This window comes from Halarcobacter sp. (assembly GCF_963675975.1).
GTDB lineage: Bacteria > Campylobacterota > Campylobacteria > Campylobacterales > Arcobacteraceae > Halarcobacter.
Genome location: NZ_OY780939.1, coordinates 1,654,809 through 1,667,124, shown reverse-complemented (window position 1 = coordinate 1,667,124; position 12,316 = coordinate 1,654,809). Strand labels below are relative to the sequence as shown.

The window sequence follows — 12,316 nt, the reverse complement described above, 5'->3', positions numbered from 1 at the left end:
ACTTTTAATTAAGATTTTTTAAAAATTGTAGAGTTGCTCTAACACCAGCTCCACTTGCACCATAAGGATTATAACCCCAATCTTTTTCAACAAATGCTGGACCAGCAATATCTAAATGTGCCCATTTATCTTTATTTTCTTCATTTATAAAATTATCCAAAAATAGACCCGCTGTTATTGCTCCACCATATCTAGTATTTGCAATATTACAAATATCAGCTATTTCAGATTTGATTGTTTTTCTTAAAAATCTATTGAATGGTAAAGTTGTTGCATATTCTCCTGCTTGTAAAGTATTTGCTACAACATCTCTTTTTAATACTGTATCATTACCCATTACACCAATTGTATATTCACCAACACCAACAACACAAGCCCCTGTTAAAGTTGCATAATCAAAGATATAATCAATATTTTCAATCTCATCTTGTGCATAACATAAACAATCAGCAAGAACTAATCTTCCTTCGGCATCAGTGTTTCTAATCTCTATTGTTTTACCATTTTTAGCTTTTAATACATCATCAGGTTTATATGCATCTCCACCAATCATATTTTCAACAGCACCAATGATACCATGAATTTCAATTGGAAGATTAAGTTTTGCAACAGCACTCATAATACCCAATACAGCACTACCACCACTTTTATCACTTTTCATAGTTACCATATAATCAGCTGGTTTTAAAGATAAACCACCAGAATCATAAGTTAAACCTTTCCCTACTAAAACAACTTTTTTCTTAGCATTTTCAGGTTTATAAGCTAAGTGAATAAGTTTTGATTCATGAACTGAAGCTCTACCAACACTTAACATTGCATTCATACCATTTTTCTCTAAATATTTTTCACCATGAACTGTACACTCTAAGTTTGAATCTTTTGCAATTTTTTTAGCAATATCAGCCATAACTTTTGGATAACAGTCAGCTGGTGGAGTGTTTACAATATCTCTAGTTTTATTTACTGCTTTTGAAATAACTTTTGATTGTTCAAAAACCTCTTTAATCTCTTCAGTAATTTTTGGAACACAAATATTTAATTCTTGTTTTTTTGATTTCTTTTTCTTAGATTTATATTCATTAAATTCATAAGCTCCAAGTAATGTTCCTTCTACTAAAGCTTTTAAATCTAAATCTTTTAATTCAATTTTTGCACTTTTAAATTTTGTTGTTTTGAATTTTTTTATTGCAATTGAGATTGCAATAGCAATACTTTCATAATCATGCTCTTCAAAACCAACATAGATTCTTCCTATTTCAGGGAGAAATGCTATAGATTCATCTTTTTCTTCAAAACCAATATTTTCTAATATTTCTTTATCATCACAGTTTTCTAAATCATCTACAATAAAAATTTCTAATTCTGATTCTACACTTATAAAATCATTTTCTAATAAATTAACTTTCAAAATTTTTCTCCTTTTTTTGGGTTACTTTATGGAAATAATACACAATGCTACCACTAATTATTATAGCAAATGGAGCAGCGAAATACCAATGATCTTTTACCCAACCTAATACAATTAGAATCTCTTCTCCAAAATACCAAGCTGGAACTATCGTTATTGCGGCCCAGCACCATGCTGATATTAAGTTGATAAAAGCAAACATTTTTGCACTATATCTTGTAAGACCAATTGATATTGGTATTATTGTTCTCATACCATACATATATCTTTGAATAAAAATAATAGGCCATCCATATTTTATAAGTAAAAGATGTGCCAAGGCAAACTTTCTTCTTTGACCTTTAAAGTTTTTATGTACATATGCTTTATTAAATCTTCCTATATAAAAATATATTTGATCACCTGCAAAACCTCCAAGTCCTGCTACAAATATTGCAAGATAAAGATTCATATGCCCAGAGTGAGAAAGTAAACCAGCCATAATTAAACCAACTTCTCCCTCTAAAATACTCCATGCAAAAAGGATTATATACCCATATGTTTTGAGAAGATAAATAAATTTATTTTCTAAACCTTGAACTGGAGCTTCATATAAATTATAACCCAAAAATGAAATAAATATCAAAACTACTACAAAAAGTATTTTTCCTGAATTATCTTGCAATTTTTCTAACATAACAAAACCTATTTAAAATCTAATAAGTTTTTTGCTTGAACCATATCTTTGTCACCACGACCTGAAAGTGTTACGATTACAAGTTTATCTTTAAATTTATCTTTTGCTTTTCTAAGATAAGCAATTGCATGTGAACTTTCAAAAGCAGGAATAATTCCCTCTTTTTGACTCAACCAAACAAAAGCATCAATCGCTTCTTTGTCTGTAATAGAATCATAAGTTACAACTTTCTCATCTTTTAAAAATGAGTGCTCAGGTCCAATTCCTGGATAATCTAATCCAGCAGAAATTGAATGAGCTTCTAATATTTGACCATTTTCATCTTGTAAAAGATATGAACATTGTCCATGTAAAACTCCTGGAGTTCCTTTTGCTAGTGAGCATCCATGTTTATTTGTATCTATACCTAATCCACCAGCTTCAATCCCAATACAAGTTGTTTCCTCATCTTCTAAAAAGTGAGAGAATGTACCAATTGCATTTGAACCTCCACCAATACAAGCAACTACAAAATCTGGAAGTTTTCCCTCTTTTTCTTGTATTTGTTTTCTAGCTTCCCATCCTATAATACTTTGAAAATCTCTTACCATCATTGGATATGGATGTGGACCTGCTACAGTTCCTATTATATAAAAAGTATCCCTTGCATTTGTAACCCAATATCTAATTGCATCATTCATTGCATCTTTTAATGTTTTACTTCCACTCTCAACTGCAATTACTTTTGCACCTAAAAGTTTCATTCTAAAGACATTAAGCTCTTGTCTTTCAACATCTTTTGCACCCATAAAAACTGTACATTCAAGTCCAAGTAGTGCAGCAATAGTAGCAGTTGCTACTCCATGTTGTCCAGCTCCTGTTTCAGCTATAACTTTTGTTTTACCTAATTTTTTAGCTAAAAGCCCTTGAGCAATTACATTATTAACTTTATGAGCTCCTGTGTGGTTTAAATCTTCTCTTTTTAGATAAACTTTTGAACCTAACTCTTCACTAATATTTTTAGCAAAATATAAAGGTGTTTCTCTTCCCACATAATCTTTTAGTAAGAAGTCAACCTCTTTCCAAAACTCTTCATCATGTCTAAACTTTTTATAGTTTTCTTCCAATTCTTCTAAAATTGGCATTAATGTTTCTGGAACATATCTTCCACCAAATTGTCCAAAATGTCCATTCTCATCTGGGTCAAACTTTGAAATTTTTGGGATATAATAGTTTTCTTTCATTTTCTCTTCTTTTAAATATCTAATACTGAATAAACTTTTGTATGTTCTTCAACTTTTTTTACACCATCTAAAAATTTAAGATTTAGAATAAAACAAGCCTCAATTAAATTAGCATCGATTTTTTTTATAAGCTTAGCTGCAGCAGTTGCTGTTCCACCTGTTGCTATTAAATCATCAATTAACAAAACATTAGAATTTTTTTTAGGGAAAGCATCTAGATGAATCTCAACCTCATCATAACCGTATTCTAACTCATACTTTTCACAAACAGTTGTACTTGGAAGTTTTCCTTTTTTTCTTACTGGAACAAAACCAATATTTAATCTATCAGCCAATGCAGCACCAAAAATAAACCCTCTAGAATCAATACCTGCAACATAATCCAAATTATATGATTTGTATCTCTCTTCTAAATGATTCATTAAAGTATGATATGCTTCTTTATTGTTTAACAGTGTAGTTATATCTTTAAATACAATTCCCTCTTTTGGGAAATCTTTAATATCTCTTATTGAATTAAATATTAAATCTTTATCTTCTTCACTTAATCTCATTAAAACTCTTTCTTTACAATTAAATCTTCTTCAAAAGGAGAAATATTTTACCTAAAATTTTATTATGTTTGTCTAATAGCTACGACTTAATAATATTTTTTACATCTTTGATACTATTACAAACAAAATCTGCTAAAGAATCTTTTTCATCAAAGTGATGTCCAGATTTAACTTGTATTGTGTATTTAATATTTGCATTTTTTGCACATAAAATATCTGATTTTTTATCTCCAATAAGCCAAGAATGAGATAAATCTATTTCATGTTTTTTTAAAATCTTATCAATCATTCCTGTTTTAGGTTTTCTACAAGTACAATTATCTTCAGGACCATGGGGACATGATTCAACTTGACTGATATGGATATCTTTTTGTTCTAATTGATCAAGCATCCAATTAGTTAATTTATTATAATCATTGATAGTATAAAAACCTCTTGCGATTCCCGATTGATTAGTAATAATAAAAAGTTTATAACCAAGATTTTGCAAATATTTTAAGGAATCAAACAAAGAATCAACAAATTCAAACTCTTCTATTTGATAAGTATAATCTTTTTCAACATTAACAACACCATCTCTATCTAAAAAAATTGCTTTTTGCATATTTGACCTTTTTTATTTGGTATATGCATTTTATCCAATTTAAATTAAATCAATCTCTTGTGTTACTATTCCCCTATTTATTAGCTCAGAACAAACTGCACCTGCATCTTCTACAACTGTAAGTGAAATCTTTTTATCAATTATTGAAAGTTCTAAACACTTATTTTCATCTTCTATAAAAGTCATTTTTGTATTTTCTATATTCCAATTTTTTGAATTTAATGTTATTACATCACTTAAGTTGTCAATTTTTCTATTTATTAAATAATAACTCTGTATTGAGTTTATTGTTGAGATTACATCTCGTTGAATTGTTGAAGCTAAAGCTTGATTACGAGTATTAAGATATTTAGGAATTGCAAAAGTTGAAATTATACCTATAATTACAATTGCAAAAATCAATTCCAATAAGGAAAAAGCAGATTTCATTTTCTTTCCTTTAGTTAAATAATTAATAAGATTATATTATTAAAAAACTTAACTAAAGATAATCTAATAAATTATTTAAAGAATATTTGGCATATCAATATTTGTTTCTTTGTTTGTATCTACGACTGACTCGAAAACTACTTCAATAGGAGCATCATTTGCATTTTCTTTATCAACAAATCTTGTATATTGCTTTTGAAAGTCTAATTTAACTGTTCCAATAGGTCCATTTCTTTGTTTACCAATGATTATTTCTGCTTCTTCTACAGGTTTATTAACAAATTTAGATTTATACTCCTCACCTTTGTCTGCTGCTTCTTTCTCTTTTCTTGCTTCTTCTCTCTCTTTATATACATCATCTCTATATACAAACATAATAATATCGGCATCTTGCTCGATAGCTCCAGATTCCCTAAGGTCTGAAAGCATTGGTCTCTTATCTGGTCTGTTTTCAAGTCCCCTATTTAACTGAGAAAGGGCTAGAATTGGGATTTTCATCTCCCTAGCAAGCATTTTAAGTCCCCTTGAGATATCTGAAACCTCTTGGTGTCTATCTTTATTTCCAGTTCCTTGCATAAGTTGAAGGTAGTCAATAATTACCATAGAGATATTATTATCTTCATTCTGAGCTAATTTTCTAACCCTTGCTCTTAATTGGTTAATATTAACACTTCCCCCATCATCAACAAAAAGTTTCTTTTTATTTAAATCTTCAAAAGCTCCATTAAGATTTGACCACTGGTTATCATCCATATCACCTTTTCTAAGATTCTGTAATGGAATTGAAGTTTTAGCTGCAAGCATCCTTAACATAAGTTGTTCTGCTGGCATCTCAAGAGAGAAGAAAATCACACCTTTACCTGCTTCAACATTTTTAAGACACATATTAAGAACTAGAGCTGTTTTACCCATTGCAGGTCTTGCTGCAATAATTACTAAATCCCCTTCATTAAAACCTGTTGTTCTTTTATCAAGGTCATAAAACCCTGTTGTTTCACCAATAAGGTGTTTATTTCCTAACTCTTTCATCTTTTTAATATATGAAAGGGTATCTCCAGTAATTAGATTCATATCTTTTAATTCAGAAGTTGCACTATCTGTTGAGATTTTATAAAGTTCCCCTTGAACTGTATCTAAAGCTTCATTTGCTGTAACTTCATCTTCTATTGCAACTTTTTTAATTGTTGTTGCTAGTGTTGCTAGTTCTCTTTTTACAGAACCATCTTTTATCTCTCTTACATATGCAAGTGTATTTGTAATTGGATTAGCTGATAGTATTTCTAATAGTATTGAATCATCTACATCTTTAGAGTCAACTCTTTTTCTAATAAACTCTTCATCAATAGGCATATCTGAGTTATGTAATTGAACCATTACATCAAATATTTTTTGGTGTGCTGGAAGATAAAAATCTTTAGGTTTTAATACACCTAAAACATCTTCTAACTCTTCTGGGTTAAAAAGTATTGAACTTAAAACGGCTCTTTCGATATTTACACTATATATACTATCCATCTATTCTCCATAACAATTAAGGATAAAATTGTAACTAAATTTATTTACAAGTAAGTTTATAAGAAAAAGAAGTGTAGAGATTAGCTATTTTTTTTAGCTTCAATCTCTACTTCTTCTAAAAATCTATTAAGTAGTTTATCTGTAGGAAGTTTTGCTATAGTCTCACCTTTTTTAATAATAAGACCAACACCTTTTCCATATGCTATTGCAACATCTGCTGCTTTTGCTTCACCTAAGGCATTTACAACACACCCCATAACTGAAACATTAAGTGGGGTTTTTATATGTTTTGTTTTCTTTTCAACTTCAGCAACGGCACTAACTAAGTCTGCTTCTATTCTTCCGCAAGTTGGACAAGAGATAATATTTAAGCCCTCTTTAGTAACTCCAGCATCTTTCAAAATTGCTCGTCCTACTTCAATCTCTTTTTCAAGTTCTCCTGTAATAGAGACCCTTAAGGTGTCTCCAATACCATCAAGAAGTAAACTTCCCAATGCAATAGAAGATTTTATAGTTGAGTGAAATAAAGTTCCAGCTTCTGTTACACCTAAATGAAACGGATAATTATTCATAGGTCTTAACATTCTATAAGCTTCAACAGTTCTTTGTACATCACTAGCTTTCAAAGATACTTTAATATCTTCAAAACCTAAATCTTCAAGATATTTTATATTATAATCAGCACTTTCTACCATCCCTTTAGGAGTCTGACCATATTTATCTTCAAATTGAGACTCTAAAGAACCACAGTTAACACCTATTCTAATAGGTAAATTTCTTTGTTGACAAGCTTTTACAACCTCTGCAACCCTTTTTTTGTTTCCTATATTTCCAGGATTTATTCTAATACAATCAACAACTTCTGCAGCTATTAGTGCAAACTTGTAATTGAAATGAATATCAGCAACAATAGGTAAAGAGCTTCTTTGCTTTATCTCTTTAAGTGCATTTGCTGCTTCAATATCAGGAACAGCAACTCTTACGATATCTGCTCCAGCAAAGTGTAATGCTTTTATTTGCTCCACTGTTGTTTCAACATCTGAAGTCTTACTATATGTCATAGATTGTACTGATATAGGGGCATCTCCACCTACAGCTACATCACCTACATATATCTTTTTTGTTGGGTATCTTTTAATGTTATTCATAGTGCGGGAATTTTATCAAAAAAAGTTTAATTATTAGTAAATATTTTATAGCTAATTTGTAATTTTAATATTAAAGTTCATTTTATTAGAAAATAAATAATTTTTTATTATAATTAAATTATTAGACATGTAGGATATTTATGCTAAAAAATAAGTTCATTTTAAATTTTTTATTTTTTACACTTATTTCTCTTATTATATATTCAATATCAACTATTTATATTAATAAAGAAGAGAGAAAACAATTAAGTGAAAAATATCAAAATATCTCTAACAATCTAAAAACTACTGTTTCAACCCTAATCACAGATAAAAAAAATGCAACTTTAGCAATGGCTATGTCTATAGCAAAAGATAAAAAGATTGCTGAAGCACTTTTAAGTAAAAGCAATATTCATGTTGATTACAAAAACTTCTCTTTGGAATTAAGAGAAACCACTAGATTTAAAAATGTTTGGTTTCAAATTATTGACAAAGATGGAAATAGTTTTTATAGAAGTTGGACAGATAAAAGTGCAGATTCCTTAAGATTTAGAAAAGATGTACAAGAGGTAATAAAAAATAAAAAAATCTTAGCTTCTATTAGTGTTGGAAGATTTGATATGACTTTTAAATCAATGGTTCCAATTTTTCATAATAATGAGTTTTTAGGTATTTTTGAAGTAATAACACACTTTAATTCAATTTCAAAAGTATTAGAAAACAACAAAATTGATTCTTTAGTTTTAGCCAACAAACGATTTAAAGATAAAATAACTTATCCTTTTTCAAACAAATTTTTAGATGATTATTATATCGCAAATTTAGGGGCTAAAAAATCCTTTATAGACCTAGTAGAAAAAGAGGGAATAGAAAATATTTTAAGTTTAAAAAACTATAAAATAGTTGATAATAACATACTAACTCATTTTGAAATTGTTGAATTTGGTAAAAACTTAATTGGACATGTTATTTTATCTATAAATCTTAATAATGTAAACATACATGACATAAAAAAATTTAAGAGAAATTCACAAGCTTATGTATTTTTATTTATCTTTTTATTTGCTCTATTATACACAATTGTCTCATACTATATTTATTCAAAAAGTATAAAAAAGCTAAATAATGAACTTGAAAATAATTTAGAAAAAATTAAAACTCAAGAAAAAAAGAATCAAATAATTCTAGATTCACAAAAAAATATAATAGTTATTACAGATGGATATTATATAAAAAATTCAAATAAACAACTACTTAATTTTTTCAATTTTAAATCTCTAGAAAAGTTTAAAGAAAAATATGAATGTATATGCCAAACTTTTGTAGATATGAATGACAAATATTATTTAATAGATAAAGATTATAATGGTAAAAATTGGGCTGAACATATTTTAGCAAATCCAGATAAAAAATTTAAAGCTGCAATAAAAAAAGATGGTATCTTAAGACATTTTACATTAAATGTAAATTCAACAATTTTTGATGAAGAAGAGATACCTTATATAATTGTAACTCTTACAGATATCACCCAAGAGATTGAGCAACAAAAAAAATTAAAAAATCTTAATGGAAATCTTGAACTTTTAGTAGAGAATAAAACAAAAGAGTTAAAAGAGTTAAATGAATCTTTAGAAAAAAGAGTTATAGAAGAGAGTGAAAAAAATAAAGAAAAAGACAGAATGCTCTTTCAACAAAATAAAATGGCAGCCATGGGTGAAATGTTAAGTAATATCGCTCATCAATGGAGACAACCCTTAGCTTCTATTTCTGCAGCTATTAGTTCTTTAAAACTGCAAAAAGAGTTAGGAATAGTTGATAATAATAATTTTAATACCACTTGTGACTTAATTTTAAAAAATTCAAGCTATTTATCACAAACAATAGAAGATTTTAAAAACTTCTTTAAAAAAGATAGAGAGAAATGTAACTTTTTACTAAAAAAATCTATTGCTGAAAATATAACTTTATTGAAAGAAAAATTAAAACATGACCAAATACAAGTGCTTGTAGATATTGATGATACTATAGAGCTTTTTGGCTATAAAAATGAATTTCAACAAGCAATACTTAATATTATAAATAATTCAATAGATGCATTAAACTCAAAAGATGATATAAAAATTAAAATTATAAAAATAGATTACGCAAATAAAATACTTTCTATAACTGATAGTGCAAGAGGTATAAAAAAAGAGATATTGACTAGAATTTTTGAACCTTATTTTACAACAAAACACCAAAGCCAAGGTACAGGTATTGGTTTATATATGACAAGAGAGATACTGACAAAACATATGGGATTTAATATTGATGTAGAAAATATTGATTTTGAATATAATAATGAAATATTGCATGGTGCATCATTTAAAATTCATCTATAAAAAGTGACAATTCTCACAAGAAAATCTATTAAACTTTAATTTTGAAAAACTAAGATATAATTGCGCCATACTATACAGAAGGAACCAAATGCAAAGTTTTACTGTTTTTGATATAGTAATAGTAAGTATAACTTTATTACTAGGATTGAAAGGTCTTTTAAGAGGTTTTATAAAAGAGATTTTTGGATTAATTGGAATAATTGGTGGTATTTTTGTAGCATCAAGAATGGCTGCTGAGATTGGAAATGCTATTGCACCAGTTTTAGCTCTTGAAAATAATGCTACAATAAAATTAATTGGATTTATTCTTGGACTTATATTATTTTGGGCAATTATTTATGTTCTTGGAATAATATTAAGTAAAATATTTTCTGCAAGTGGCTTAGGATTTTTTGATAGAATTTTAGGATTTCTATTTGGAAGTGCAAAAATATTTTTTATCTTTTCAATTATTGCATATGCATTATTTCAAGTTCAATCTTTCAAAGATTTGATGAACAACAAAATTTCTGACTCAATAACATTTCCACTTCTTGTGCAAACAGGTAGTTTTATAGTTAAATTAGATGCTTCTGATTTTGTAAAAAAAGTTGAAGATTCTGTTACTAAAGACGAAGATATTGTAGAAGATCCAGATTTAATAGAAAAAAAATCAATTACTCAAGAGTTAACTGATACAGTAAAAGAGATTAAAGAAAAAACTGTAGAATCAGGTTCAGCAGTTGTAGATAGTGTTAAAAAAAGTGTTGATAAAAAAGTTGATGAGATAGCTGACTCTGTTAAAAATGATGTTAAAAAAGAGATTACAGAAAATACAACTGAAGAAAATACTACAACAGAAGAAAATAAATAAAAAGTTTTAAAGGAATTAAAGATTGTTTGAAAATAAATATATACAACAAAGAATAGACAAAGCAAATTTTTTAAGAGAAAAAGGTGTTAATCCTTACTCAAATGAGTCTTCAAGGAATACAACTATTTCAAAATATTTAAATGTAAATAGTGATCTTTTTCAAACAGAAGAGAAAAGAGACGAAAATAGAGAATATACAGTTGCAGGAAGAATTAAATTTTTTAGACTTATGGGTAAAGCCTCATTTCTTAAAATAGAAGATGAGAGTGGAATATTACAAATCTATGTTGCAAGGGATAATCTACCAGAAGGTTTTTATAACGAAATTTTCAAAAAAAGTGTTGAAGTTGGAGATATCCTTGAAGTAAGTGGTTATCCATTTATTACAAATAAAGGTGAGCTGTCTTTACATGTACATGATTTAAAAATTTTAACAAAATCAATCTCTCCATTACCAGAAAAATACCACGGTATTCAAGATAAAGAGTTAAGATATAGACAAAGATACTTAGATTTAATCATGAACTCAGAAGTTAGAAAAACTTTCCATGTAAGATCAAAAGTTATCTCACTTACTAGAAGATTTTTTGAATCAAAAGGTTTCTTAGAAGTTGAAACTCCAATGATGCACCCAATTGCAGGTGGAGCAAATGCAAAACCATTTGTTACTCACCATAACGCTTTAGGTGTAGATAGATTTTTAAGAATTGCACCAGAATTATATTTAAAAAGACTTATTGTTGGTGGATTTGAAGCAGTATTTGAAATCAATAGAAATTTTAGAAATGAAGGTATGGATGCAACACACAATCCTGAGTTTACTTCTATTGAATTTTACTGGGCATATAAAACATATAAAGATTTAATTGAACTAACAAAAGAGTATTTTGAATACTTATTTGATAATTTAGATTTACCAACAGTACTTCCTTATGGTGATTTAAAAATTGATTTCTCTAAATTTAGTGAAGTTCCATTAATCGAATCTTTAACATCAATTGGTGGAGTTCCTGCTGATATTACAGAAGATAAAGAAAAAATCATAGCTTTCTTAAAAGAGAAAAATTTAGAAGTAAATGAAAATATGAATTTAGGACAACTTCAAGGGGAACTTTTTGATGAGTTTGTTGAAGCTAAATTAATCAACCCAACATTTATTACAGAATATCCAGTTGAGATTTCTCCATTAGCTAGAAGAAGCGATGAGAAACCACACTTAACTGACAGATTTGAACTATTTATTGCAGGGAAAGAGATTGCAAATGCCTTTAGTGAGTTAAATGACCCTCTTGATCAACTTGAGAGATTTGAAGGGCAAATGGCTGCAAAAGATAGTGGTGATGATGAAGCACATGAGATGGATAAAGATTTTGTAAATGCTTTATCTTACGGTATGGCTCCAACTGCTGGACAAGGGATTGGAATAGATAGATTAGTTATGATGCTTACTAATGAACACTCTATTAGAGATGTACTATTATTCCCAGCAATGAAACCATTAAAAGAAGAAAACTTCGATATTAACGAAGATGAAGAATAA

Annotated in this window: 11 protein-coding genes; 3 read left to right on the top strand and 8 right to left on the bottom strand. The window is 28.2% G+C overall.

Translation table 11 applies throughout. The features are described 5' to 3' along the window. Nucleotides 1-4: 4 nt before the first annotated feature. From ACKU3H_RS08160 to ispG, 8 genes are all read right to left on the bottom strand, one after another. Nucleotides 5-1,411 (bottom strand): leucyl aminopeptidase, encoded by a 1,407-nt coding sequence (locus ACKU3H_RS08160; RefSeq protein WP_320033356.1) that lies wholly within the window; start codon nucleotides 1,409-1,411, stop codon nucleotides 5-7. After that, nucleotides 1,401-2,087: a DedA family protein gene (locus ACKU3H_RS08155; RefSeq protein ID WP_320033355.1), complete on the bottom strand. Its 687-nt coding sequence runs from the start codon at nucleotides 2,085-2,087 to the stop codon at nucleotides 1,401-1,403. The genes ACKU3H_RS08160 and ACKU3H_RS08155 overlap by 11 nt, the downstream gene beginning before the upstream one ends. An 8-nt stretch (nucleotides 2,088-2,095) precedes the next feature. Next, complete coding sequence (gene trpB, locus ACKU3H_RS08150; RefSeq protein ID WP_320033354.1) at nucleotides 2,096-3,310, bottom strand: tryptophan synthase subunit beta; 1,215 nt, start codon at nucleotides 3,308-3,310, stop codon at nucleotides 2,096-2,098. Nucleotides 3,311-3,321: 11 nt separating this feature from the next. Beyond that, complete coding sequence (locus tag ACKU3H_RS08145; RefSeq protein ID WP_320033353.1) at nucleotides 3,322-3,864, bottom strand: adenine phosphoribosyltransferase; 543 nt, start codon at nucleotides 3,862-3,864, stop codon at nucleotides 3,322-3,324. Nucleotides 3,865-3,943: 79 nt separating this feature from the next. Beyond that, on the bottom strand, nucleotides 3,944-4,468 hold the full coding sequence (gene gmhB, locus ACKU3H_RS08140) for a D-glycero-beta-D-manno-heptose 1,7-bisphosphate 7-phosphatase (protein ID WP_320033352.1): 525 nt from the start codon (nucleotides 4,466-4,468) through the stop codon (nucleotides 3,944-3,946). A gap of 39 nt (nucleotides 4,469-4,507) precedes the next feature. Next, a complete protein-coding gene (locus tag ACKU3H_RS08135; protein ID WP_320033351.1) occupies nucleotides 4,508-4,897 on the bottom strand; it encodes a prepilin-type N-terminal cleavage/methylation domain-containing protein in 390 nt (129 codons plus the stop codon). A 75-nt stretch (nucleotides 4,898-4,972) separates the two neighbouring features. Beyond that, the gene (locus ACKU3H_RS08130) at nucleotides 4,973-6,412 is read right to left on the bottom strand and encodes a replicative DNA helicase (protein WP_320033350.1); all 1,440 of its coding nucleotides are present in this window, start codon (nucleotides 6,410-6,412) and stop codon (nucleotides 4,973-4,975) included. Nucleotides 6,413-6,492: 80 nt separating this feature from the next. Continuing rightward, nucleotides 6,493-7,560, bottom strand: a complete 1,068-nt coding sequence (gene ispG, locus ACKU3H_RS08125) for a flavodoxin-dependent (E)-4-hydroxy-3-methylbut-2-enyl-diphosphate synthase (RefSeq protein ID WP_320033349.1) — start codon at nucleotides 7,558-7,560, stop codon at nucleotides 6,493-6,495. Nucleotides 7,561-7,700: 140 nt separating this feature from the next. On the opposite strand from ispG, the gene ACKU3H_RS08120 reads away from it, so the two are divergent. The 3 genes from ACKU3H_RS08120 to lysS all read left to right on the top strand — a co-directional run bounded on the left by ACKU3H_RS08120 (nucleotide 7,701) and on the right by lysS (nucleotide 12,316). Then, nucleotides 7,701-9,923 (top strand): ATP-binding protein, encoded by a 2,223-nt coding sequence (locus ACKU3H_RS08120; protein ID WP_320033348.1) that lies wholly within the window; start codon nucleotides 7,701-7,703, stop codon nucleotides 9,921-9,923. 88 nt (nucleotides 9,924-10,011) lie between these two features. Continuing rightward, complete coding sequence (locus ACKU3H_RS08115) at nucleotides 10,012-10,776, top strand: CvpA family protein (protein WP_320033347.1); 765 nt, start codon at nucleotides 10,012-10,014, stop codon at nucleotides 10,774-10,776. Nucleotides 10,777-10,798: 22 nt separating this feature from the next. Then, nucleotides 10,799-12,316: a lysine--tRNA ligase gene (lysS, locus tag ACKU3H_RS08110; protein WP_320033346.1), complete on the top strand. Its 1,518-nt coding sequence runs from the start codon at nucleotides 10,799-10,801 to the stop codon at nucleotides 12,314-12,316.

Excerpts from the sequence above, each read along its gene's own strand:
- ACKU3H_RS08155 (WP_320033355.1), bottom strand. The coding sequence starts at position 2,087 with ATGTTAGAAAAATTGCAAGATAATTCAGGAAAAATACTTTTTGTAGTA.
- gmhB (WP_320033352.1), bottom strand. The coding sequence starts at position 4,468 with ATGCAAAAAGCAATTTTTTTAGATAGAGATGGTGTTGTTAATGTTGAA.
- ACKU3H_RS08115 (WP_320033347.1), top strand. The coding sequence starts at position 10,012 with ATGCAAAGTTTTACTGTTTTTGATATAGTAATAGTAAGTATAACTTTA.
- ACKU3H_RS08130 (WP_320033350.1), bottom strand. The coding sequence starts at position 6,412 with ATGGATAGTATATATAGTGTAAATATCGAAAGAGCCGTTTTAAGTTCA.
- ACKU3H_RS08120 (WP_320033348.1), top strand. The coding sequence starts at position 7,701 with ATGCTAAAAAATAAGTTCATTTTAAATTTTTTATTTTTTACACTTATT.
- ispG (WP_320033349.1), bottom strand. The coding sequence starts at position 7,560 with ATGAATAACATTAAAAGATACCCAACAAAAAAGATATATGTAGGTGAT.
- ACKU3H_RS08135 (WP_320033351.1), bottom strand. The coding sequence starts at position 4,897 with ATGAAATCTGCTTTTTCCTTATTGGAATTGATTTTTGCAATTGTAATT.
- ACKU3H_RS08145 (WP_320033353.1), bottom strand. The coding sequence starts at position 3,864 with ATGAGATTAAGTGAAGAAGATAAAGATTTAATATTTAATTCAATAAGA.
- trpB (WP_320033354.1), bottom strand. The coding sequence starts at position 3,310 with ATGAAAGAAAACTATTATATCCCAAAAATTTCAAAGTTTGACCCAGAT.